Below are 21,421 nucleotides of genomic sequence, written 5' to 3' on the forward strand. Positions count from 1 at the left end.
GTCTCCTCAGGCTCCCGCAGCCGCCTTGAGCGCGTCCGCGCGGTCGGTGTTCTCCCAGGGGAGGTCCAGGTCCGGACGGCCGAAGTGGCCGTAGGCCGCGGTGCCCGCGTAGATCGGGCGCAGCAGGTCCAGGTCGCGGATGATGGCGGCCGGGCGGAGGTCGAAGACCTCGTTGATGGCCGTCTGGATCCGGTCCGGGTCCACGGTCTCGGTGCCGAAGGTCTCGATGAACAGGCCCACCGGCGCGGCCTTGCCGATCGCGTAGGCGACCTGCACCTCGACCCGCTCGGCCAGGCCCGCGGCCACCACGTTCTTGGCCACCCAGCGCGTCGCGTACGCCGCCGAGCGGTCCACCTTCGACGGGTCCTTGCCGGAGAAGGCGCCGCCGCCGTGCCGCGCGATTCCGCCGTAGGTGTCCACGATGATCTTGCGCCCGGTCAGCCCGGCATCGCCCATCGGGCCGCCGACGACGAACCGGCCGGTCGGGTTGACCAGCAGCCTGCTGGCGGAGGTGTCCAGGTCCAGCGCGGAGATCTCCGGCTCGACGATCTTCTCCCTGACGTCCACCGAGAGCATGGCGTCGAGATCGATGTCGGCGGCGTGCTGGGTGGACAGCACCACGGTGTCCAGCCGCACCGGCTTGTCGCCGTCGTACTCGATGGTGACCTGGGTCTTGCCGTCGGGACGCAGGTAGGGCAGCACGCCCTCGTTGCGGACGTTGGTCAGCCTGCGCGAGAGGCGGTGGGCCAGCGCGATCGGCAGCGGCATCAGCTCGGGCGTGTCGTCGCAGGCGTAGCCGAACATCAGGCCCTGGTCACCGGCGCCCTGCGAGGCGATCTCGTCGATGACGCCCTCGACTCGCGACTCGTGCGCGGTGTCGACGCCCTGGGCGATGTCCGGGGACTGCGCGCCGATCGCGACGTTGACGCCGCAGGAGTTGCCGTCGAAGCCCTTGGCCGAGGAGTCGTAGCCGATCTCGAGGATCTTGTCCCGCACGATGGTCGGGATGTCCGCGTAGGCCTCGGTGGTGACCTCACCGGCGACGTGGACCTGTCCGGTGGTCACCATCGTCTCGACGGCCACGCGCGAGCGCGGGTCCTGCGCGAGCAACGAGTCCAGGATCGAGTCACTGATGGCGTCACAGAGCTTGTCCGGGTGACCCTCGGTCACCGACTCACTGGTGAACAACCGCTGCTGGCTCACGACACTCCTCGAACAAAAAAGGCGGCGGCTTTGGCTCACCAACCCTACTGGTGGGCCAACCGTCGATTCACAGCATCCCACAGAGTGGACGCCAGCAGTGATTTCGAACCGTGCGGGATGGTCGTCTCGGTCCCGTCGTCGCCGAGCAGCCAGCCCGCGTTGTCCTCGACCTCGAACGCGCGACCCTCCCCGACGGCGTTGACGACGAGCAGATCGCAGCCCTTGCGGGCCAGCTTGTCCCGCCCGTACTCCAGCGGCGAGGAGGACGGATCACCGGTCTCGGCGGCGAACCCGGCGATCAGCGAAGCCGACAGCTTTCCTGCCGCACGGGCCTCGACCAGTTCGGAGAGGATGTCCGGGTTCTTGGCCAGCGCGACCGGCTCCGGCCCGGAATCGGACTTCTTGATCTTGTAACCGGCCTGCGCGGAGACCTTGAAGTCGGCGACGGCGGCGGCCATCACGACCGCATCGGCCCCGTCGGACTCGGTCAGCATCACCGACCGCATCTCCTCGGCGGTGCCGGTCCTGATCAGCCGCACGCCCGCGGGCGTGACCAGCTCGGCCGTGTGCCCGGCGACCAGGGTCACCTCGGCACCGCGATGCGCGGCCACCCGGGCCAGCGCGTAGCCCTGCCTGCCGGACGAGCGGTTGCCCAGGTAGCGCACCGGGTCCAGCGGCTCGCGGGTGCCTCCTGCGGAGATCACCACGCGGCGACCCTCCAGGTCGCGCGGCAACGCGTTCCCGGCGGCCAGCAGCAGCCGGGCGAGGTCGACGATCTCGGCCGGGTCGGGCAGTCGCCCCTTGCCGGTGTCGGCGCCGGTCAGCCGTCCGGTGTCGGACTCGGCGACCACCACGCCGTCGCCGCGCAGCGTGCTGATGTTGCGCTGGGTCGCCGGGTGCTCCCACATCTCGGTGTGCATGGCCGGGACCATCAGCACGGGACACCGCGCGGTCAGCAGCGTGGAGGTGAGCAGGTCATCGGCCTGCCCGTTCGCCGCGCGGGCCATCAGGTCAGCGGTGGCCGGCACGACGAGGACGAGATCGGCCTCCTGGCCGAGCCGCACGTGCGGCACCTCGTGCACGTCGGAGAACACACCGGTCTCGACGGGCTGGCCGGACAACGCCTCGAAGGTGGCGGCGCCGACGAACTGCAACGCGGCCTCGGTGGGCGCCACCCGGACGCGATGCCCGGACTCGGTGAGCCCGCGCAGCACCTCGCACGCCTTGTAGGCGGCGATGCCACCACTGACGCCGAGGACCACCCGCGGGCGGTCCTCGGTCGAACCCTGCGTCACTCGCCTTCGGTGTGCTCGAGAACGCCGGCGTGGATCTCGCGCAGCGCGATCGACAGCGGCTTCTCCCTCGGGCCCGGCTCGACCAGCGGCCCGACGTACTCGAGCAGGCCCTCGCCGAGCTGCGCGTAGTAGTCGTTGATCTGGCGGGCGCGCTTGGCCGAGTAGACCGCCAGGGCGTACTTCGAGCTGACCTGCTCGAGCAGGTCGTCGATCGGCGGGTGGGTGATGCCCTCGACGGTGTCGGTGGAAGGGCTGCTGTTGAGCGCAGCCAGAGCGCTGGGGGTGCTCACTGTTGTGGCTCCTGAGTCTCGTGGATGTCCTGGGGGCGCGGATTAGGCACGGGGAGGAACCCCGGGCGCATCACTGCTCGCGGCCGAGAATCAAGTCTAGCAATTCGCTGGTCGCGGAGTGCAGGTCGGCGTTGACGACGGTCGCGTCGAACTCCGGCTCGGCGGCCAGCTCCTCGCGCGCGGTGGCCAGGCGCTGTTCCACGACGTCCTCGGGTTCGGTGCCGCGACCGGTGAGCCGGTCGACGAGCGCTTCCCACGACGGCGGCAGCAACATCACCAGCTGCGCGTCCGGCCATGCCTGGCGGACCTGGCGCGCACCCTGCAGTTCGATCTCCAGCACGGCCGGCCTGCCCTCATCGATCGCCTTCTCCACGGGCTTTCGCGGCGTGCCGTACAAGTTGCCCGCGTACCGGGCGTATTCGAGCATCTCGCCGTCGGCGATCATCCGCTCGAACTCCGCGACGGAGACGAAGTGGTACTGCACTCCGTCGATCTCCCCAGGCCGCGGCGCGCGGGTGGTCGCGGACACGCTGAAGTAGACCTCCGAGGACTGCCTGCGCAGCTCGTCGAGCACGCTGGACTTGCCAACGCCGGAGGGGCCGGAAACGACGGTGAGCCGAGGCTCGCCCGTGCGGGCGGTCCTCGGCTCAGCGCCGGACTTCGCGTCGATCACTCGCCGCTGAACTCGGTGAGCAGCGCCTTGCGCTGGCGCTCACCCAGCCCGCGCAGACGACGGCTGTTGGCGATCTCCAGCCGCTCCATGATCTGCTGCGCACGGACCTTGCCGACACCGGGAAGGGCCTCGAGCAGGGCCGAGACCTTCATCTTGCCCAGAGTCTCGTCGTTGTCGGCGGTGTCCAGGACCTCCGCCAGCGTGGTTCCGCCTCGCTTGAGGCGCTCCTTGAGCTCAGCTCGGGCACGACGGGCGGCAGCCGCCTTTTCCAGAGCTGCTGCCCGCTGCTCCTCAGTCAGCTGGGGAAGGGCCACCATGTCCTCCGTGATGTGGGGTTTCTCTTGATCGGTGCGGGCGACGGTACCGAGTCCCGAAAGGCGGCTGCCCACGGGGGTCCCGGTTTTGCGAGGCAGATTCACTCCACCTCCGACACCCTGGCCCTCCTTGCCGCTCGCACGAGGGGTGTACGAGCACCGGGCCTGCAGCAAGTCCTATCAACAAAGCCGCTGAAGTGCACTAATCTCGGCAAAAAACTTCAAAAGTGTCCGATTTCCGCACGGTTGAGCGGCACGAGGGTCGTCCGCGCAGGTCACGACGACGTGAAAAAGGTCCCAAAGTAGCCGCGCGGAAGGCCATGCGCTAAGATGATCTTGACCAAGATCAAATTCCGGGATGCGGAACACGAAGGGGTTGTTGACCTTGCTCCAACTCGGTGACCTGCGCAGAAGAAACGAAGCCGCCGCGATCGGCGACCCCGTCACGTGACGTTTCCTCACAGGGCCTTGAACAGGTCCTGCACGCGCGCGCTCATCCGCGGCTTGTCGATGGGCGCGATGGTGGTCCACGCCTCCGCGCTGCGCTGGCTGTTCTCCATGAAGTACCAACCGTTGGCGGTGGCGAAGAAGTTCGTGACCAGCGGCGCCCGGTGCCGCTTGCCAGCCCCGTCGACGACGGCGGCACCGATCTGCGCGTAGGCGAGGCGCCGACCCCCGGCCATGTCCACCAGAGTTTTCGCGTCCTCGCGCCGCACACCCTGCCGCACAAGGTTTTCCACCATCGCCCGGTCGTCGCTTCCGGCTGCCTTGGCAGCGGCCTCCATCGCCGCGCTCCGAAGCGAAACCCCCTTGCCCGGACCGGCTTTGATGTCATCGGGCAGCACGCTCAGCGCCGCGCGGGTCATCGAGTCCGCCGTCAGCGTCTGCATCCGCACGGTCTCGCCGTCGAGAACGGCCAGCGTCCCGCGGTCGCGGATGCAGGCCGCCAGCGCAGCCACGACGCGCTGCCCGCCGTCGGGCGTGCGCTGCCGGAAGTTCACGTCGAAGGCCTTCTCGCAGCGCGCGAGCGGCAGGAAGACGGCTTCGATGTCCTCCTCGCGCATCTCGTTGCCGAACCCGAGCGAGGACAGCTCCTCGCGCGCCCGCGCCTGCACCCGGCGACGCTCGGATTCCTCGATGCCCTCGGGCAGCACGTTGAGCACCAGCGGTTTGGCACCCAGGTTGAAGTGCTCCCAGGCCTCGTGGAACGCCTGCGCCGACAGCTCGATCTTCACTGATTGCCCCCAGCCATCAAGCGTGGGCGGCACCGAACCGGTGCCGCCCACGAGGTGATCCGAATCGTTCACGCGCTACTTACTCGCCGAACACGGGAGGAGCCACCCTCGGCAGATCCTCGTCGAACACGCCCTGGTCGCCGACCAGGTAGTCCGGAGTCTCGTGCTCGGCGTCCTCCTCGCCCTGCTGACCGCTACCGCGCGCACCGGCACCGCCCATCCCGGCACCGCCGCGACCACCGGCGCCACCCGCGGCACCACCGGCAGCGGTGGAACCGGACGCGCCACCGAGACCACCGGCCCCAGCACGACCACCAGCACCCATCCCGGGCCCACCGGCCCGACCAGCACCACCACCGGCACCGACACCGCGGCCCGCTCCGGAACCGGCACCGCGCGCGCCGCCGGAGCCCGCACCGGCACCCGGCCGACCCGCGCCCGGCATGCCCGGACGACCCGCGGTACCGCCGTAACCCGGCGTGCCGGGTGCACCCGTGCGACCGGCATTCCCGCTGCCGCCGTTGCCCGCGCCACTGCCGTTGCCGGGCACGTTCGCCCAGGCGGAGCCGGTACCGGCAGGAGCGCTCCCAGAGCCAGCGTAACCACCTGACCCGGCACCCGAGCCAGCAACGAGTCCCGCCCCGGAAGCCGTACCGGCACTACCGGCGGAGGAACTCGACGTCGAAGCCGGCTGCTGAACACCGCCAACGCTCGGGGGCGCTGAACCAGAAGCCTCGGGATTGTGCACCGCGATTTCCGGCGGCTTCTGGAAGACAGCACTGCCGGAGACGTTGCTCTGGCTGCTCTCCTGATACGTGTTGAACGCCTGAACGGCGTCCTGACGCAGTTTCTCGTTGTGCGCCTTCGCATCCTCGGCATCAGTCGAGCCGGTCCAGAAGTTGTCCCAGCCCTCTTCGAGGGCGCTGTCGTCCGGGACAGCCTGTTCCTCGCCCTCGCCGGGGATCGAATCTTGGACCCTCTTGAACGCCTCGCCCTGGGCAGTCATCTGCTCGGACTGAAGCTTGGCCTGATCTGCCGTGACCTCGGCCCACAGCACGACCGGCAACGCCTGGTTCTGCATCGCGTCGCCGGACTTCGACTGCATGACCGCGCCGGCCTGCTTGAGCTTCTCCTCGAGCTCGCCCTTCAAGCCGCGAAGAAGCTTGTCCTCGGCGTCCCACATCGAAGCGGCGTTGTAGCGAACCTCAGAACCACCGCCCTTTTGGACCCACTCCCGCATCTGGGCCAACTGGGCGCCTTCGAAACTGGCAGGTGGGAGGTTTCGTTCAGTCATCTCCTCTTACCCCCTCAAGCGTTCGGGAGATTCTGAATAGCGGCCTTGGCGAAATCCTGCCCCTTCTGACAGAGATCCACCCCCGGGTCGTCCGGGCTTGTCTGGAGAACGTTCACAAGCAAGTAGCCCTGATCAGCAACATCCGAGTAGATGATGCAGCCGGACGATTCCTTGAATACCGCCGTCGGATACCCATCGACCTCAACAGTCGTGGTAGGCGCTTCATTCATAGCGAGCTGATCGCTGTAGCTGCCGTCATTGGCGACCGCGACGAACACGCCCCACCCGGTCGTCCCCGCCTCACTCGCCTGGTACTGGCATCCCGGGTTGCCGTTCGACACGCGCTCACGCGGCGGCAGAACAGCCCCCAGCTCACGCCACTGCTGCTCCGAAACGACCGAGCACTTGTCAGGGACGTCGATCGCCTTGACAGGGGCGTTCCGCGACGACGAGGACTGCCCATCCGACTGCTCTCCTCCACCCTGAGTAGGCGGAGCTGGAGACTCTTCAGGGGCACCACCGCAGCCCGCAGCGACGGAACCGAGCATGGCCACACCGGCCACAAGAGCCTTACGCTTCACGCTTTTCCTCCACCGAGGCTGTCGGCGCTATCTTGATCATTGACACGCCACTGGCGGGTGTTGCCCTCCAGCGCATCCGCCGCTTCTTCCAGGACCTTCGCCAGCTTCAGGTAGTTCTCGACATACCCGTTGCCATCGCCGGAGCCGACCGCGCCGAACACCTTGGTGCTGCCCAGACTCACCGGATCGCGACCAGGCGTCTTCACGTTGGCCAGCTCCTGAACATCCATGGACCGGTCGAACAGCATCTGCGACTTCTCACGGAAAAACGCGGCGATCTCGTCGACCTTGTCCGGGTCAACCGTCATCGAGCCAACGTCGTTCTGCGCGCTCGCGAGCGCGGCCTTGTCCACAACGCGGTCAATCGTCTCGTAGAAATTGCCGAAGAAGCTGGTCACGCCACGACCCCCTCGTTGCTCACGCTGAACTCCCCTTGTCCACGCGCCGTCGCATGAGGGCGACGGACATCCACTTGCCAGCGTGGAAGACGTTAGCGCACGAGACCCTGACGTTGGGCGTCCTTGGACAAAACAGACTGGGCCAAGCGAGTGAAATGGATCTCAGAGCCGGGTTGCACCGTCCCATTAGTTGATCTTCCGATCAAAATGCCCGCGCCGAAGGCCGTCGAGGAAGGAGGCCCAGCTTAAGGTGTTGATGACAAGGCGGTCACCGCCTGGATCCTTGGAGTCGCGAGTCAGCACACCATCACCCGCGAAAGCCACCTCGACGCAGTTCCCGTAGTTGCTGCTGCGGCTGCTCTTCCGCCACTGAAGCGACATCACCCGGCTCCTTGCCCACGCACTAGCGCCTCCGCGATGCAGTTCATCAGGTCAACTGAATCTTCAGCGGACAGTGCCACGCGCTGCAACCGCCGATGGGCTTCTCTCGTTGCCGCTATGTGCTGGCTCTCCTCGAGGAACGCGCTGCTGGCACGGTTCTCCAGGTAGACAAGCCCTTGCTGGCTCTCGAAGTCATAGATCACGAACGGCCCGGAGATCCCGGGGTGTACGCCCGCTTCAGTAGGGACAACGCGCACCGTGATGTTGTCCTGACCTGCCGTCGAGACGAGGTGGCGAATCTGCCGGAACATTACGCCTGGCCCTCCGGCTGGACGTTCCAGGATGCTCTGCTCAATCAGCGCCTCCAGACGCGGCGCCGAGGGCCGGTTCAGCACCGTCTGCCGACTGAGCCGCGCTGAGACCAGCGTTTCAACCTCGGCGACGTTCAGGTCGGGATCGGTACCACTCACGACAGCGGTCGCATACTCGACCGTCTGCAAGAGACCGGGTACCAGCGTGCTCTCGTAGTTGATTATCGATCGCGCTTCGCGCTCGAACCGAATTACGTCTTCCCACATCCCAGGCAAGCGACCATCCTGCACCTGCCACCAGTTCGGATGCGCCGCATTTCTGAGAAGCTCCAGCAGCTCCTCCCGCCGCTGCGCCGGCACGCGGTAGAGCCCCAGCAGCGCCGACACGTCATCGGCCTGCAAACCCCGCTGCCCGTTCTCCATCCGCGACAGCTTGCTCATCGACATCCCCAGCGCCGCGGAAACCTCCTCCGCCCCGAGCCCGCTCCGCAACCGCAACTCCCGAAGCTCGCTCGACACCCGTCGAACCCGCACGGGAACCCCGACCCGAGAACCCATCAACCCTCCCGATCGCAACCGCGCTCAACCTGCACGATCACGATCGACACTTGCCCCCGCGGCAAGTAACCCCACTCCCCCAAAGGTGATCACGCCACACTCCACTTGCACGTAGTGCGATCACACCCCCGCCGCACACGATGAGCCCCGCCCAAAACCACCAGTGCAGGTACCACCGAGGGGGCGAGAGGTCGTGAGCGCAGACCTACGCGCAGCCTTTTGGCAGGGCAACACGGAACGCCGTCGCGCACGAACCAGCCCGGAAGTATGACCTTTTGCAGCACACACCAGAACTCGACGACCGTTCGCGGACGCTGTGATCAGCTGTCAGTTCACCCGGGTTCCTGGAGGGTGCCCGACCAGCCCTTCGTGGCACCTTCACCGGTGGGGTTGCCGTTGCGGTCGTACCCGTCGTAGTACGAGCCGGAGTCCTCGTCGTAGTTCTGCTCGTGGTACTGCTCCTGCCCGAAGCCGAAACGGGAAACGCCGCTAACAGGCTTGCGCACGTCCGCGACCTGTTCCACCGCCTCGGCAGTGGGGCCTTTTCGACTCAAACCGTTCACGAAATCCGTGGTGCTCTGCTTCAACCCATCAGCGTTCTGCGCAATCCTCGACCCGGAATCCGCGAGGCTTTCCGAAGCTCCTCGCACCCCAGAAGCCAAGTCTGCCGTGCGCCCGGATGCCGCAGCCAAGCCGTCCGAGGCGCGGGCCGTGCCGGTCGCGGCCGAACTCACGGCGTCAGCGCCTGCCGAAACCTTGCTTCCAGCCGACAGCATCTCCCCGGCCGCCGCCGGCGCGGTCGAGGCCGCCTTGGTACCGGCGGTGGTCAGGTCGGCACCAACCTTGGCGCCGACCTGAGCCATGTCGTCGAGCACGCGGGCCAGCATCGCACCCGCCTTGCCCAGCTTGGCGAGCAGCTGGCTGATCTTCGCCGTGATCTTGGCGATCGTCATGCCGATTCGCCCGGCGGCGTAGGCGAGGTAGCCGGCTACAGTCGCACCGAAGCTGACCACAGAACCGGCTAGCGCAGCGATGGCGCCCTTGACCAGCTCGGCGACGATGGCGGCGATGATGTCGCGGACGATCGCCCGGCAAGTGGCGACCATGGTTCCCGCGGTCGCGATCGTGGCCGAAGCGCTGCCTGCGCTGATCGCCATGCCCTGCAGACCCTCGGTATAGGCCTTGACCTGCTTGGCGTATGCCTCCTTGGCCGGACCCGACCAGCCCGCGGTCTGCTGCTCAGCCTGACTCGGGAAGTCCTCGGCCAGTGCCTGCAAGTCCTCCTTGATCGCCTTCCAGGTGTCTGCGCCACCCTTGATCGCGTCGGGATCACCGGCGAGGAAATCCAGCAGTTCCTTCAACGGCGTCAAGTGCTCCATCAACCACCCGACACCGGCCGCCAACGCCGTGCCCACCGGGTCGATCGCGGTGACTAGACCGTCGAGCGCGAGAACTCCTGCGCTGGCCGCAAAATCGCCCCAATCGCCCTGGTCGATCGCATTGGCTGTCGCCCGCGCGGAGTCAACAGGGCCTGCGCCCATGCTCCAGGAACCCGATTCCAGCGAGGGCGCCTCGGTGTTGACGAACATCGAAGACATCGAGCTCACCACTCAATCTTGGCCAGGCAAGCGGCCTGGTTGTCGTCTTCAGCGGTGTAGGCCTTGGCGCAGTCGCCGACGGCCTGGCCGAGCTTGTCGGTGCGTTCAGAGAAGGTGTTTAGCTGCTCGACGGCCTGCTGCGAGGTCTCCCGTGCCTCCGTGGCGAACACCTGACCCACCAGTCCGAAGGAATCCACGCCGAAGGTCACACCATTGCCCTTGGCGGCGGCATCGGAAATCTTTCCAGCGAGCTCGGCCAAGTAGTTCGCGTGCGAACTCAACGCCTGCGGCGTAACGGACATGTGCGTCATCGTCGGATCTCCTCGTCAGCGAAGGAACGACTGCGGTGGCTCGTCGTCGAAGTCGTCGCCTGCAGGGCGTCGAGCCTGGTCGTTGGCGGCATCGGGGTCGGCGGGAAGCTGCGATCGCAAGAACTCGAGCCCATCGTGTCCCGCCACCGGCTCGACCGTTTCCACCACGCGACCTGCGACCTTGGCCTGCGCCTGCCCGGCAAGCCGCAGGATCGTGGTCTTCAGGTGCTCCGGCCCGCGACTGAACGCCTGCTTGTCGATGTGCAGGTCCTTGAGCGCACCGTTGGCACTGACCGTGACCGAGACCGAACCATCCGCCTCAGCCGCAGTTTCGGCCATGTCCTGCAGGTTCTGCTGGATCTCCTGGGACTGCCGAACCATCTCGTCGGCTCGTTCCTGCATCGCAGCCAGCCACTGCTCCGGAGACTGCTCCACTACGACCCCCTCTTCCTCGCTGCTACGACGCAGCGGAATTCCCAACGGTTCCGTCGAATTGTCTGCGGTGCCGGTTCGTGACCAAGAGCAACCTCTGCCCAAAAGTGACCAGCGCCAGCGGAATCGCTACCACACCGAGAACACCGAGCCAGTTGCCAAAGCCAAGAATTCCGCCGAAGATCACTCCGAGCCCACCCAACACACGTAGGAAGTGACCTCCAGCAAGGCAAGCGGACTGAGAATCCGACGACAGCAGGGTAGGTTCCGGGAATCCCTTGCGGGCCCTGTTCCGGGAGAGCGCCCACATGACGATCAGAGCGACGTAGGCCACCACGAGCGTCACCACGGCCATCCCTGGGATCACTGCTGGTGCCGCAGTAGCCAGACCACCGGCGACCAACAAACCCCAGCCCACCGGGATCATCAACGGTTGCCACAACTGCAGTCGCCGCTTCCTGCGATACTCCGTCCGCTCGTCGGTAGGCAGCGGCGGAACACCGGGGATGCGGGCCCCGAACACGGCCAGCCCGAACAAGGGGACCACCATCAACCGGCCGAACGTGACAAAGGGTCGAGGCTTCTCGACTGTGATCTGGTGTCCACGGTTTCTGATCTCACGCCACGCAACCGGGGCCGGCTCGGTCTTGTTACTCGGGGTGAGGTCGGAACCGGTGAACGTCGACGTCCCCTGCTTGCCGTCCTGCCAGGTGATCTTGCCCTCGCACTGCCAGTACCAGCCCAGGCCTGAGCGACTGAGCGGGCCCACGCGTTCGCATGCTGTCGCCAACGCGGTTCCGCGCTTAGTAACGATGCCATCGGCAGCCAAGGAACCCGTGTTCACGAAGACCGCGTACAGAATCACCAGGACCAACGCCCGCAGGACGGTCTGCGCGGCGACGTGGATAACCAGCCACTGCCGACTCCGCACAGGACTCTCCCCGGTCGACGGCGCGGCGTCGTCCCTTCCTCCCATAGACACCCGGCTTATCGACCACTTCGCTTACTGGCCGTCATCACCTTGTACCCGACAAAGCCGACGAACAAGATCACGATGACGGGAGCGGCGCTCGGGTAGTTGACGTATACAGCTCCCGCCAGAATCAGGAGCGGGACGAAAAAGAAGAGCGTGCGCAGGCCTTCCCTCGCCCTCCCCCGGGGGTCCACGGAATCCCACTTCGACGACACGATGTCCAGGCCTCCTCAAACGCTCCTCACGGCCACGCCAAACGTAGCAGCCACCTGGACACCGATGGCGTGATACGGCCGACAGACCGCAGCGACACGCGCCCGTGTCCGTGTCCGCTTGGCGCACGATCAGCGGCAGGGGTCTCAACGGTGATGGTCGCCAATCACGGCGGCCCATCCGCCAGGACTTACTGCCCGAGATTCGCCAACACGAATCGCCAGACGGATGAGAACCACCCCGGCAACCGGAATGGCACCAACGGGAGCATTGCGCAAAGTCAAGATGCCGGCAAGCATCGCAGTGAGGAAAGCGGCCATCTGGTAGAGACGGCCCATGACGAACCCACCTGTCCAGTCCCGGTTTCCGCAGTGCGAGCTGTGCGGCGGCACCTTCGTCGGCGGGCTCGGCCTGACGGGGGCGCACAAGATGGGCCTGCACCCGCACCGGAAGACGTTGTGGGCGAACCCGATGTCGAGCCTGAGCGCGGTCGTGTGCCTGGGATGCGGCAACGCGAAGTTCTTCACCGACGATCTCGCCAAGATCCGCGAGCACGCGCAGAAGCATCCCGAGGACTTCGTCTGGTGAGCCTCGCCGTCAGAGCAGGGCGACGAAAAGTCCTCCGGCCATTGCGATTCCGGCGAGCGCGCCGACGGTGACCTGGGCCGTGGTGTGGTCGTCGAGGCGCACCCGGGACCAGGACACCGCCACGACCAGGGCGAGAAGGATCCAGCAGGCCGGTCCGTAGATCGCGGCGAGGACCGGTACCGCGCCCGCGGTGACCGCGGCGTGCAGGCTGACCTTCCACCACGCGGTGATGCCGCTCGTGACCAGCAGCGCGACGATCGTGGCGATGTCCAGGGCGATCATCGGCCACGGGGCGTCGAGCACCACGAGCAGGCCGAGGCCTACCGCGCTCATGGAGGTCAGCGCCAGCAGCGGTACGAGCCGTCCCGCGCGGTCGCGGACGTGGTGGCCGTCCCAGCGGCCGGTCCGCGCGCCCCACACGATCACGGTCATCGGCAGCAGACTGCTGGTTACGGCGACCAGCAGGCCCCAGCCGAGCGCGGGGCCGGGACTGCCGGTCGCTTCCCACGCCACCGCGAGCGGCAGGAACAGCACGACCACCCACGGAGCGCACACCTCCGTGATCACGCGCGCGACGTGGTCCGGGAAGGACCGGATCTCGGGTTCGGCGGTGATCTCGGAGGTGTGGTTCATGGGTTCCTCGGCGTCTCGGGTTGCTGCGGGCGTCGACGGTTCCGCGTGGCCTCCCCTTCGGCGCGCGTTTCGTTCCTGCTCAGTCTTCGCTCTTGCGGCCGAGAAGGTGGATCAGGCGACTGAGCTGCCGGTACGGGTCCCGCTTGCCGGCTTCGAGTTCGACCTCGGCGGCTGCCTGGAGCTGCTCCGCGTCGTCGGGGTCAAGGGCCGCGCCGCTGAGGTCGAACCAGTCGGTGAACAGCCACACGCCGTACCAGTCGAGCGGGTGCACGCCGCGCTTCCGCATGAGCGCGTCGAGCTCGTCGAGCGTGTCGGCGCGGGTGGCAACGCCCAAGACTCCGGTCTCGCAGGTGGTGTCGAAGGCGGCTAGCGCGTCTTCCCAGCGCTGTTCCAGGGCCGGGCGCACGGCCATCGCAGCGGCATTGCCGGTCACGATCGACACCACCCCGCCGGGCCGGACGCAGCGGCACAGCTGGTCGACCAGCGGCCCCGGGGCGTCCTGGTAACCGAGTACGCCGTGGCACAGCACCGCGTCGAAAAGCCGTCCCTGCAACACTTCTTCGGCGTTCTCGCCAGCTGCGTGCAAGAGCGTCGCTCGCTGCTGGACTCGCTCGGGCAGGTGTTCCAGGCGATATCGGGCCTTGTCCAGCATCGCCTCCGAGGCGTCGAGCAACGTCACCTCGTAGCCGACTTCGGCCAGCGGGAGGGACTGGTGGCCCGCACCGCCGCCGACGTCGAGCACCCGTGCCGGAGCCTCCGGCAGGTGGTTCAGCAGCTGCCGGTGCACCACGTAGGTGCGCACCCGCCCCTTCACCGAGGCGTACGCACCATCGGCGAACTCGTCGGCCAGCCCCGCCCAGGTGTCTGCTCCCATGCGGAGAAGATACAAGCGCGGACGAGAATTCGAGGAACATCCGAGGCGGGAGGTCGGTTGCATGCGCGAGGTTCGGCTCGAAGTCGGGCGAGCCGGGTCGATCAGCGGACCAGCCGACTGCTGCTCCGCGCACGGGAAACGAGCCGTGCGGCGCGTGGACTTCGCGCTGCAGTCGCGCACACCGCCCGAGGGAAGCCGCCTCTTGAACGCCAACCTGCTCGGCGTGGCGTCCCGGCTGGCCGACCGCGCCGCTCGGGTGCAGGTCACCCAGATCGTCGGTTGGCCGCTGTGCCGCCGGTGCGCCCGGCGACGGAACGGGCTGATCGTGCTGGCCGCGGTGCTGTTCTGGGGCGGTCTCGCAGCGGTTGGCGCGACGCTGCTGGTGCATCTGGTCACCGGCGCACAAGGCGGAGCGCTCGGTGCCGCGGGCGTGGCCGGTCTTGTTGCCGTGCCGGTCTCGCTCGTCTCGTTCGTGCTCGGGTCGATGCCGCGAATCACGCGGGCGCGCACCTCCGAGGACGGGAGTGCCGTTGTGGTCACCGAACCGCACCCGGGCTTCACCGCAGCGGTCCAAGACCGCGCAGTCGGTTGAGCCCTTCGGGATCAGGCCACGCGAATCCCCATCACGCGGATACTGCTGCGCGGGCAGCAACGGCCCGCGCCACTTCTCCCGGCCCCCGCGGAAAGAACCCGGCTCTCTCGGGCGGTTCCAGATCGAGCGATCTTCGGCATCCGGCATCGGCAAGTGCGCACCGGCCGCTTGCCACCGCGGGCGACGAACGCCCCGCGCCGCGCGCACTTCGCCCTGCTCGGCCGCCGAGCGTCTTGACCAGTGGTCATGCCGTCCAAGTCGCCCGGTCGGGAGGTTGTGTGACCAGGTGGGGAGCTTCGAAGTTTCCGGCGTCCACAACTTCTCGACGTCGCAGGGAGAACGCATGTGTGCCAGCTGGTCGATCCCCGAGGATGATCGGCACGGGAAGATCGTCGTGTCGTTGCTGGTGCGCGACGAGATTCGCGTCGCGCAGGGCGGTGCTGAGGTGGTGATCGCGCGAAGCCAGCTCAGCGAGCTCGCCGACAAGTTGTACTTCCTCGACGAGGCCTTCCGATCCGATGCGCGGGACGTGGTGGAGGCGTTGTGCGAGTGAGCGTTCCGCTGGCGGTCGGGTTGCTGGTCGCCTCGTGCGGCGTGTCGCCGGACGACCCGGAGGAGGTGTTCTGGGAGATGTTCCGGCGGCAGGCGCGGCAGCAGGTGGTGCACACCCGGCGCGAGCGCTTTCCCGATCCCGATCTGGCCCGCGAACGGGTGCTGGTGAAGGTCCACGACGAGGTGCAGGACTACTCCACCGGTCGGCACATCGGGGCGAGCATCGAGCACTGGCGCGGGCGCAGCCGGTTGTGGAGCAAGTGCGTCGACGGGCTCGACCACGGCTACCTGCCCTCGCAGGAGAAGTGGAGCGCGCCGCAGGAAAGCGCGCTGTGCCGGGTGCCCTCCCGGCCGTTCCTGGGTGACGGGATCATTCCCGGTGGCCTGTCCGCCGAGCAGGCCGACGCGATGATCCGGGCGCTGCGCAGGCCCGCGCACCGGTTCCTCACCGCGCACCGCGTCGCCTCGGTGCACGTCAACGGGCGGGACTTCCTGCGGATCTCCGTGCGGGCCCGTCCGGTCGGTGACTGGGACATGCAGCACCTGGTCTTCGCCTTCCGCGCCACCGGGGAGGATTCGGCGTACCCGTACCACGCGGCCGACAACACCGGGGCCGGAGCGGATCTCACCTACTACGTGGATCCCGAGACCCTGCTGCCGGCCTACACGCGTCGCCAGGAGCTGCCCGCCGGTGACCGCGCGGGCGCGGTGGTGCGGGTGGAGTACGTGCGCCCGGCGCGGGTTCCCGCGGACCCGTTCGCGGACACACGCGCGTGGTCGCTGGAGTGGCCGGATCGGCTCTAGGGGATCCATTCAGCACGCGGCGATGGCCGCATGCGGTGCGGGGCTCAGCTCGCGCTGCGGGTTCTCAGACGTCGTCGGGCGAGAGTCGACATGCTCAAGCCTCGGATTCCGCAGCCCGACGGCGTCCGAGGTTCCGCCACCACCACGCCAACCGCAAACCGAAGCACCTCCCGAGGGCTGAAGCGGGACGCATCGGCTGTCTCGGCACGAAACCGTTGCCGGGCAGTCCTACTCGTGGTCCTTGGCCTTGCGGTTCGGGCCCGGGTCGACCGTGACGGTCACCCGGGCCTGGCCGGGTCCCGGGATCGTGCGGACGTCCTCGGCGACCCGGTCGGCCGCGATCATGATCTGGCCCGCCGCCTCGGAATCCAGGGTTCCCGCGGAAACCGCGTTGGCGATCTCGCGGTGCAGACTCGACAACGCGGCCTCCGCGCCCGCGCGATCGTGCGACAGCGCAGCGGTTTTCAGCTCGGCCACACGCGCGGTGAGCTGCTGCCGGACCTTCGGCTGCACCGGCTCGCCCGCGCATCCGGCCACCGCGAACAGCGCCAGCGCGGCGGGGACCAGGCGAATCACTGCTGCACCGCCCTTTCCAGGTTGGCGATGTCGACCGGGAGGCGCTCCACGCCCGGAGGCCCCTGCACCGGCGGCACTTCCGCGATCTCGGGCTCCGGCCACAACACCACCAGCAGCGCGGCCAGCACCAGCACCGCCGCCCCGCCCGCGGCGATCGGAGCCAGCGGGCGCTTCGATCGCGACTGCGGGGCAGGCAACGAGCCGGTCGGCGGGCGTTGCGCGGCGCGCTGCTGCGGCACGGCGGGCGGCCGCGGCGACGGCCGCGGAGGTGGCGGGACCGGACGCATGATCTCGGTGGTGCGACCGTTGAGCAGGTCACCGGCCTGCTCCGCGGTGATCCGCTGCTTGGGATCGGAGGCCAGCATCCCGACCAGCCCCCGCCGCAGCCGCGACGGGATGCCCTGCGGGATCTGCGGCGGGCGCACCAGGCGGGCCACCGCCGCGTCCGGTCCTCCCGGGTACTCCACGCGCGCGGTCACGCACTCCAGCAGGACCAGGCCCAGGGAGTAGACATCGGCGGCGCAGCCCACCTCGCCGGCCGAGACCTGTTCCGGGGCCATGTAGGTGGTGGTGCCCACGACCTGCCCGGAGTCGGTGAGCCTGCCCGCGGCATCGGCCAGCCGGGAGACGCCGAAGTCGGCGAGGAACGCGCGGCCGTCGTTGCCGATCAGCACGTTGGTGGGTTTGACGTCGCGGTGCACGATCTCGTTGTCGTGCACGTGGGCCAAGGTGTCGGCGAGCTTCCCGCCGATGTCGGCGACCTGCTCGGGGTCCATCGGCCCGTGGTCGGTGGCGTCGGCCAGGGTGCCGCCCTCGACCAGCTGCATGATCAGGAACAGCTCGTCCTCGTCGGCGCTGAAGTCGTGCACGGCGACCAGGCCGGGATGGCTCAAGCCCGCCAGGATGCGGGCCTCCTCCGCGAAGCGCTTGCGGCCCAGCTCGTCGGCGGACGATCGGAAGACCTTCGCCGCGACGAGCCGCTGCAGCCGGGTGTCCATCGCTCGGTGCACATCGGCCATCCCGCCGCTGCCCAGGCGCGACCCCAGCCGGTATCGCCCGCCCAGCAGCAGAGCAACGTCGGTCATCAACCCTCCGAACCCGTCACCCGGATCACCTTATCGGGTTACATCGTCCCGGCCAACGACCTGCCCGACCTCGAGTGATCATGCTCAACCGGATCTTTACCGTCGGGTAATGGACCCGGAGCGCCACGACGCGCTCCCGCGAACCGGCCAATGCCAACAACTCCCGCAAAACCTGCGGAAACGGCACCGCGCATCGAGGGAGTCGCCCGCCGGACGCGGCTGCGGACGGGGCGCAGGCCCGGAGGGGTTGTCGCGTCAGCGGAGGCGCTTGCGGACCGTGGCCACGAGGTCGGCGGCGTCGAGCATCCGGAAATCGAGGGTCGAGTCGTCCGCGAAGCGGACTCGGACGAACTCGACCGGGTCCGCTGCGCGCCCCAGCTCGGCAGGCGAGAAGTCGATCCCCTGGTCGAGCGGGTACTGCCACCGGGTCTCGAGCGGGTGCGCGGGTGCCTCACGCTGCTTGCCCCTGCCGAACAACCCGCCCAGCCGACCCGGTGACTCCGCCGCCTGCTCGACCTGTCGCCTGGCCTCGGCCTGCGCATCGGCTTCGACCACCACCGCGAAGCGCTGGTCGGTGCACACCAACCAGCAGAAGTGCTTGCCCGCGTTGAGCGATTCACCGGCTCGAACGGCGGCGCGCTCGGGCGAGTCCGCACAGGCCCATCCCCAGACGGCGGGGTCGTGCACCCACTCGTCGGCGAGGAACTCGCCTGCCGTCAGACCGGGATTGACCTGCGGCCACGGCGGCTGCAGCCCGTCGTCCGGCGCGGAGTGCGGAACCTCGGGCGCGTTGCCCACGGTGGCACCGAACCAGCCCGACTTGTGCTCGCCTCCGACAACGAAGACGAGATTCTCACCTCGCCCGCACCACTGCTCCGTCAGCGAGCGCAGCATCTTGGGACGGTCTCGCATCAGAGGCTCCCCCGCGCCATCGCCACCGCGCGCTGCGCGCGGGACTCGTCCTCGGAACGACCGAGGTCGAAACCGGATCCGTCGCTCAGCCGCACCCGCAGGTACCACGGCTTGTGCCACTTGTACCCGTTGCCGAACTTCCGCTGGTGCGCGCTGATCTCCACGATCTCGGAGCGCGCGATCTCCAGCTGCGGGCTCGCTCGCGGAACCGGGACCGCGACGCCGGGTTCGTGGTCGGGCTGCTGCGTGGCGAGGTCGCGCGCGAACTTCGCGGCTCCGCGTCCGAATCGCATCGCTCCGCCGAGCAATCCCTGGGATTCCTCCGGCTCCGCCGCCTCCTCCCGGATCGACGCCCAGCCCAACCGGTCCGGCGTCAGAACCCAGCACCCGGCTCGCTCGTTCTCCGGTACACGCGACAACGCATGCGCGGCAGAACAATCCGGACCCGGCCCGAAGACCACACCGACGGGCGGGTCGATCAGCTCCGAACCACCGTCGGACCCGGCCACCGCCTCGGCGACGCCGAGGACCGTACCCGCGGCCTTGCCGACCGCGCCGAAAGCCGTCCGAGCACCCCGGCTCCTCTGCGGCTCGCCCGACCTGTCGAGCCCTTCCACGTCGAACTCGACGCCCAACGTCGTCCTCTCGCACCACAGAATCGGCTCGCCGGGACGGCACCACTGCTGCCGGAGCGCCAGCACCTCGATCACTGAAAGCCCTTCTCCTGCGCCCGCGCGCGTTCCTGCTCGTTCATCTCACCGGTGACCTGGTCCGAGCCTTCCCCGTACACCGCGCCGGCGCCCTGCTTGATCGCCTCGTCGGTAGCGGTGCTGACTCCGGCGTCGAAGAGCGCGCCGGATATGCGCACCTGGCCGCCGAGCGCGCTCGTGGCGAACCGCTGCGCGAGATTGCCCGCGAGGGCGCCCGCGCCGGTCTCGTCGGAGAACCTGCTGACGGCCGTCGTCGCCAGCGAATCACCATCGGCCTTCGTGACGGTGCCGAACAGCGCGTTGGAGTCCAGCCGCCGGGCGACGAACTGCTGGGCCATGTTGCCGTCGCGCAGCTCGTTCATCTTATCGATGACCTTGCGGAGCCTGCCCGCCTCGCGCAACTTCTGCAGCAGCTCTTCGACCTTGCTGAACACCTGGTAGAGCTTGCGCTGCAGCTGGGCGATCCGGGTCGCGATGCGCCCGCCCTGCACGCCCACCTGGGTCGCCGTGCCCGCGCTGGCCGCGCCGACGGAAGCTCCCGCAGTCACCCACGACGCGGCCAGAGCCGCCAGCCACTGAACGATCAGGCCGATGATGAGCTCGGTGACGACCTCGATGAAGAACTCGACGAACATGTCGAACATGTCCGCGATGGTGTCCAGCGTGCTCTTGAGCTCGCGGATGTCGGCGGCCAGGGCCTCGACGCCGCCGCCGAACTCGGTCATCTGCCTGCGGAACGCGTCGCCGTCCTTGCCGACCCAGGTGTCGGCGGTGGCCTGGGCGCGTTTCGGTTCCTGTTCGGCGACCTCGTCGAGCCACTTGGCGACCTTCTCCCAGCCTTCGCCGGTGGAGCGCATCTGCTCGGGGTCGCCGACCGCGTACTCGGCCAGTTCGATCAGCGGGCTCAGCACGATGGAGACGAGGAAGCCGAGGCCGTTGCTCATCAACGCCTGCCCCGGGCTGGCCATGGTCTCGAGGGCCTGAGCGCGCGCCGACACCGCCGCGACGCCCCATTCCGGCGGGGAGGAGGCGTCCGCGAGGCCCTGGCCCGCGCTCACCCAGGAAGAACCGCGACCGGCGGCCTGCTCGAACCAGTTCTTCGAGTCGCCGTCGCCTTCGTTGAGCGTCTGGAAATCACCCGGGCCCGTCATCCCGCAAGCCCTTCCGCCGCCTTCTCGAGCACCTCGGAGATCCGCTCCTCGGTCTCGGCGTAGTCCTTGGCGGTGTCGTCGAGGGATTGCCTGGTCTGCTGCAAGAACTCACGAGCGTTGGTGGCCAGGTCCTGGCATTCCTTCACCCCGTCGAGGTAGAGGCCGGCCAGACCGACGGCCTCGCCGATCGGACCGAAGCACTGATCGTCGACCTGCGCCTGGTGCAGGAGTTCCGCGAAGTTTCCGAACTTCTCGGCGAGGCTGTCGCAGCCCTCGCCGTGGCCTCGCAGGGTTGCCGGAGTCATCTTCAGATCGGTCACCGGGTCACCCCCTCAACGCAGGAACGAGTCGTTCGAGGAATCGTCGTCCCAGTCGTCGGTGTCCGGCCGACCTCGGCCTCCGGTCCGCGGCGCCGAGTCGGATGACGCCTGCTGGGTGTCCTCGGAGGCGGGCTTCATGGCGGGAACTCCCGCGTTGAACGCCTCTTGGAACTGCTCGTACTGCTCGCCGAGGATCGGCGCGGCTGCTTGGTCCAACTGCTCAGCCGCGGTTGCAGTGGCCTCCCGGATCACGGCCATGATCTGCTGCTGGAGCTCGTTGGCCGACCGCCGCACCGCGTTCGGTTCGAGCTTGAGGTCCAGCACCGCGCCGGAAGGGGCGACCGTGACGGTCACCGAGCGATCCTGGCTGCTTGCGGTACCCCGCATCTCCTGCATTGCCGATTGAAGCCTGCCCGCCTGCTGCGCCTGCTCCTCGAAGCGGCTCAGCATCTCCTGAATGCGCTCCGCCGAACTGCTCACGCCATCACCCCCGAGATCGACACGAGCCCCGAAAGTAGCGTGTCACCGCTCGCGCGCGCAGCGATTCGCGAGAAATCGGGCAAA

At 68.2% G+C, this 21,421-nt stretch carries 29 protein-coding genes; 4 read left to right on the forward strand and 25 right to left on the reverse strand.

The features are described 5' to 3' along the window. Window positions 1-6: 6 nt before the first annotated feature. The 16 genes from metK to ABD289_RS11325 all read right to left on the reverse strand — a co-directional run bounded on the left by metK (window position 7) and on the right by ABD289_RS11325 (window position 12,398). Window positions 7-1,203: a methionine adenosyltransferase gene (gene metK / locus ABD289_RS11250; RefSeq protein WP_425564655.1), complete on the reverse strand. Its 1,197-nt coding sequence runs from the start codon at window positions 1,201-1,203 to the stop codon at window positions 7-9. 44 nt (window positions 1,204-1,247) lie between these two features. After that, window positions 1,248-2,498: a bifunctional phosphopantothenoylcysteine decarboxylase/phosphopantothenate--cysteine ligase CoaBC gene (gene coaBC / locus ABD289_RS11255; RefSeq protein ID WP_344129837.1), complete on the reverse strand. Its 1,251-nt coding sequence runs from the start codon at window positions 2,496-2,498 to the stop codon at window positions 1,248-1,250. Then, entirely contained in the window at window positions 2,495-2,788 is a 294-nt protein-coding gene (gene rpoZ, locus ABD289_RS11260) for a DNA-directed RNA polymerase subunit omega (protein ID WP_344129840.1), read from the reverse strand. Before rpoZ ends, coaBC begins: the two co-directional genes overlap by 4 nt. 70 nt (window positions 2,789-2,858) lie before the next feature. After that, complete coding sequence (gmk, locus tag ABD289_RS11265) at window positions 2,859-3,461, reverse strand: guanylate kinase (protein ID WP_344129843.1); 603 nt, start codon at window positions 3,459-3,461, stop codon at window positions 2,859-2,861. After that, window positions 3,458-3,775 (reverse strand): integration host factor, actinobacterial type, encoded by a 318-nt coding sequence (gene mihF / locus ABD289_RS11270; protein ID WP_344129846.1) that lies wholly within the window; start codon window positions 3,773-3,775, stop codon window positions 3,458-3,460. The genes gmk and mihF overlap by 4 nt, the downstream gene beginning before the upstream one ends. A 458-nt stretch (window positions 3,776-4,233) precedes the next feature. Continuing rightward, window positions 4,234-5,082, reverse strand: coding sequence for an ESX secretion-associated protein EspG (locus ABD289_RS11275; RefSeq protein WP_344129849.1), 849 nt, complete (start codon window positions 5,080-5,082; stop codon window positions 4,234-4,236). Between the two features lie 7 nt (window positions 5,083-5,089). Further along, window positions 5,090-6,304 (reverse strand): hypothetical protein, encoded by a 1,215-nt coding sequence (locus ABD289_RS11280; RefSeq protein ID WP_344129852.1) that lies wholly within the window; start codon window positions 6,302-6,304, stop codon window positions 5,090-5,092. 14 nt (window positions 6,305-6,318) lie between these two features. Continuing rightward, window positions 6,319-6,885, reverse strand: a complete 567-nt coding sequence (locus ABD289_RS11285) for a DUF3558 domain-containing protein (RefSeq protein ID WP_344129854.1) — start codon at window positions 6,883-6,885, stop codon at window positions 6,319-6,321. Beyond that, window positions 6,882-7,283, reverse strand: a complete 402-nt coding sequence (locus ABD289_RS11290; protein ID WP_344129856.1) for a hypothetical protein — start codon at window positions 7,281-7,283, stop codon at window positions 6,882-6,884. The genes ABD289_RS11285 and ABD289_RS11290 overlap by 4 nt, the downstream gene beginning before the upstream one ends. 186 nt (window positions 7,284-7,469) lie before the next feature. Continuing rightward, window positions 7,470-7,664: a DUF397 domain-containing protein gene (locus ABD289_RS11295; protein WP_344129859.1), complete on the reverse strand. Its 195-nt coding sequence runs from the start codon at window positions 7,662-7,664 to the stop codon at window positions 7,470-7,472. Continuing rightward, window positions 7,664-8,533 (reverse strand): helix-turn-helix domain-containing protein, encoded by an 870-nt coding sequence (locus ABD289_RS11300; protein WP_344129862.1) that lies wholly within the window; start codon window positions 8,531-8,533, stop codon window positions 7,664-7,666. The genes ABD289_RS11295 and ABD289_RS11300 overlap by 1 nt, the downstream gene beginning before the upstream one ends. A gap of 332 nt (window positions 8,534-8,865) precedes the next feature. Continuing rightward, window positions 8,866-10,131, reverse strand: coding sequence for a WXG100 family type VII secretion target (locus tag ABD289_RS11305; RefSeq protein WP_344129865.1), 1,266 nt, complete (start codon window positions 10,129-10,131; stop codon window positions 8,866-8,868). A gap of 5 nt (window positions 10,132-10,136) precedes the next feature. Continuing rightward, window positions 10,137-10,442: a type VII secretion target gene (locus ABD289_RS11310; protein ID WP_344129868.1), complete on the reverse strand. Its 306-nt coding sequence runs from the start codon at window positions 10,440-10,442 to the stop codon at window positions 10,137-10,139. A 15-nt stretch (window positions 10,443-10,457) separates the two neighbouring features. Further along, the gene (locus tag ABD289_RS11315) at window positions 10,458-10,877 is read right to left on the reverse strand and encodes a YbaB/EbfC family nucleoid-associated protein (RefSeq protein WP_344129871.1); all 420 of its coding nucleotides are present in this window, start codon (window positions 10,875-10,877) and stop codon (window positions 10,458-10,460) included. Between the two features lie 22 nt (window positions 10,878-10,899). Then, the gene (locus ABD289_RS11320; RefSeq protein ID WP_344129874.1) at window positions 10,900-11,805 is read right to left on the reverse strand and encodes a DUF6346 domain-containing protein; all 906 of its coding nucleotides are present in this window, start codon (window positions 11,803-11,805) and stop codon (window positions 10,900-10,902) included. A gap of 401 nt (window positions 11,806-12,206) precedes the next feature. Further along, a complete protein-coding gene (locus ABD289_RS11325) occupies window positions 12,207-12,398 on the reverse strand; it encodes a hypothetical protein (RefSeq protein ID WP_344129877.1) in 192 nt (63 codons plus the stop codon). Here ABD289_RS11325 and ABD289_RS11330 point away from each other — a divergent pair. Then, window positions 12,397-12,648: a hypothetical protein gene (locus tag ABD289_RS11330; protein WP_344129880.1), complete on the forward strand. Its 252-nt coding sequence runs from the start codon at window positions 12,397-12,399 to the stop codon at window positions 12,646-12,648. The genes ABD289_RS11325 and ABD289_RS11330 overlap by 2 nt on opposite strands. 9 nt (window positions 12,649-12,657) lie before the next feature. Here ABD289_RS11330 and ABD289_RS11335 read toward each other — a convergent pair whose 3' ends face one another. Both ABD289_RS11335 and ABD289_RS11340 read right to left on the reverse strand, forming a co-directional pair. Next, window positions 12,658-13,281, reverse strand: coding sequence for a phosphatase PAP2 family protein (locus tag ABD289_RS11335; RefSeq protein ID WP_344129883.1), 624 nt, complete (start codon window positions 13,279-13,281; stop codon window positions 12,658-12,660). Window positions 13,282-13,360: 79 nt separating this feature from the next. Further along, the gene (locus ABD289_RS11340; RefSeq protein WP_344129886.1) at window positions 13,361-14,155 is read right to left on the reverse strand and encodes a methyltransferase; all 795 of its coding nucleotides are present in this window, start codon (window positions 14,153-14,155) and stop codon (window positions 13,361-13,363) included. Between the two features lie 61 nt (window positions 14,156-14,216). Between ABD289_RS11340 and ABD289_RS11345 the strand changes: the two genes are divergently transcribed. From ABD289_RS11345 to ABD289_RS11355, 3 genes are all read left to right on the forward strand, one after another. Beyond that, entirely contained in the window at window positions 14,217-14,747 is a 531-nt protein-coding gene (locus ABD289_RS11345) for a hypothetical protein (RefSeq protein WP_344129889.1), read from the forward strand. A 343-nt stretch (window positions 14,748-15,090) separates the two neighbouring features. Further along, on the forward strand, window positions 15,091-15,300 hold the full coding sequence (locus ABD289_RS11350; RefSeq protein WP_344129891.1) for a hypothetical protein: 210 nt from the start codon (window positions 15,091-15,093) through the stop codon (window positions 15,298-15,300). Further along, window positions 15,297-16,103, forward strand: a complete 807-nt coding sequence (locus ABD289_RS11355) for a hypothetical protein (protein ID WP_344129893.1) — start codon at window positions 15,297-15,299, stop codon at window positions 16,101-16,103. Before ABD289_RS11350 ends, ABD289_RS11355 begins: the two co-directional genes overlap by 4 nt. A 228-nt stretch (window positions 16,104-16,331) precedes the next feature. Here ABD289_RS11355 and ABD289_RS11360 read toward each other — a convergent pair whose 3' ends face one another. From ABD289_RS11360 to ABD289_RS11390, 7 genes are all read right to left on the reverse strand, one after another. Further along, window positions 16,332-16,679 (reverse strand): hypothetical protein, encoded by a 348-nt coding sequence (locus ABD289_RS11360; protein WP_344129895.1) that lies wholly within the window; start codon window positions 16,677-16,679, stop codon window positions 16,332-16,334. Continuing rightward, on the reverse strand, window positions 16,676-17,764 hold the full coding sequence (locus tag ABD289_RS11365; RefSeq protein ID WP_344129898.1) for a serine/threonine-protein kinase: 1,089 nt from the start codon (window positions 17,762-17,764) through the stop codon (window positions 16,676-16,678). Before ABD289_RS11365 ends, ABD289_RS11360 begins: the two co-directional genes overlap by 4 nt. A 255-nt stretch (window positions 17,765-18,019) precedes the next feature. Next, window positions 18,020-18,676: a hypothetical protein gene (locus ABD289_RS11370; RefSeq protein WP_344129901.1), complete on the reverse strand. Its 657-nt coding sequence runs from the start codon at window positions 18,674-18,676 to the stop codon at window positions 18,020-18,022. Continuing rightward, entirely contained in the window at window positions 18,676-19,386 is a 711-nt protein-coding gene (locus tag ABD289_RS11375; RefSeq protein WP_344129904.1) for a hypothetical protein, read from the reverse strand. Before ABD289_RS11375 ends, ABD289_RS11370 begins: the two co-directional genes overlap by 1 nt. Then, window positions 19,383-20,537: a WXG100 family type VII secretion target gene (locus ABD289_RS11380; protein ID WP_344129907.1), complete on the reverse strand. Its 1,155-nt coding sequence runs from the start codon at window positions 20,535-20,537 to the stop codon at window positions 19,383-19,385. The genes ABD289_RS11375 and ABD289_RS11380 overlap by 4 nt, the downstream gene beginning before the upstream one ends. After that, window positions 20,534-20,857, reverse strand: coding sequence for a hypothetical protein (locus ABD289_RS11385; RefSeq protein ID WP_344129910.1), 324 nt, complete (start codon window positions 20,855-20,857; stop codon window positions 20,534-20,536). Before ABD289_RS11385 ends, ABD289_RS11380 begins: the two co-directional genes overlap by 4 nt. Before the next feature lie 12 nt (window positions 20,858-20,869). Then, window positions 20,870-21,337, reverse strand: coding sequence for a YbaB/EbfC family nucleoid-associated protein (locus ABD289_RS11390; protein ID WP_344129913.1), 468 nt, complete (start codon window positions 21,335-21,337; stop codon window positions 20,870-20,872). Between the last annotated feature and the right edge of the window lie 84 nt (window positions 21,338-21,421).

Origin of the sequence: Saccharopolyspora halophila, assembly GCF_039531955.1 — a bacterium.
Taxonomy (GTDB): domain Bacteria; phylum Actinomycetota; class Actinomycetes; order Mycobacteriales; family Pseudonocardiaceae; genus Saccharopolyspora; species Saccharopolyspora halophila.

Excerpts from the sequence above, each read along its gene's own strand:
- ABD289_RS11280 (WP_344129852.1), bottom strand. The coding sequence starts at position 6,304 with ATGACTGAACGAAACCTCCCACCTGCCAGTTTCGAAGGCGCCCAGTTG.
- ABD289_RS11295 (WP_344129859.1), bottom strand. The coding sequence starts at position 7,664 with ATGTCGCTTCAGTGGCGGAAGAGCAGCCGCAGCAGCAACTACGGGAAC.
- ABD289_RS11300 (WP_344129862.1), bottom strand. The coding sequence starts at position 8,533 with ATGGGTTCTCGGGTCGGGGTTCCCGTGCGGGTTCGACGGGTGTCGAGC.
- ABD289_RS11305 (WP_344129865.1), bottom strand. The coding sequence starts at position 10,131 with ATGTCTTCGATGTTCGTCAACACCGAGGCGCCCTCGCTGGAATCGGGT.
- ABD289_RS11310 (WP_344129868.1), bottom strand. The coding sequence starts at position 10,442 with ATGACGCACATGTCCGTTACGCCGCAGGCGTTGAGTTCGCACGCGAAC.
- ABD289_RS11330 (WP_344129880.1), top strand. The coding sequence starts at position 12,397 with ATGACGAACCCACCTGTCCAGTCCCGGTTTCCGCAGTGCGAGCTGTGC.
- ABD289_RS11325 (WP_344129877.1), bottom strand. The coding sequence starts at position 12,398 with ATGGGCCGTCTCTACCAGATGGCCGCTTTCCTCACTGCGATGCTTGCC.
- ABD289_RS11335 (WP_344129883.1), bottom strand. The coding sequence starts at position 13,281 with ATGAACCACACCTCCGAGATCACCGCCGAACCCGAGATCCGGTCCTTC.
- ABD289_RS11340 (WP_344129886.1), bottom strand. The coding sequence starts at position 14,155 with ATGGGAGCAGACACCTGGGCGGGGCTGGCCGACGAGTTCGCCGATGGT.
- ABD289_RS11345 (WP_344129889.1), top strand. The coding sequence starts at position 14,217 with ATGCGCGAGGTTCGGCTCGAAGTCGGGCGAGCCGGGTCGATCAGCGGA.
- ABD289_RS11350 (WP_344129891.1), top strand. The coding sequence starts at position 15,091 with ATGTGTGCCAGCTGGTCGATCCCCGAGGATGATCGGCACGGGAAGATC.
- ABD289_RS11365 (WP_344129898.1), bottom strand. The coding sequence starts at position 17,764 with ATGACCGACGTTGCTCTGCTGCTGGGCGGGCGATACCGGCTGGGGTCG.
- ABD289_RS11370 (WP_344129901.1), bottom strand. The coding sequence starts at position 18,676 with ATGCGAGACCGTCCCAAGATGCTGCGCTCGCTGACGGAGCAGTGGTGC.
- ABD289_RS11380 (WP_344129907.1), bottom strand. The coding sequence starts at position 20,537 with ATGACGGGCCCGGGTGATTTCCAGACGCTCAACGAAGGCGACGGCGAC.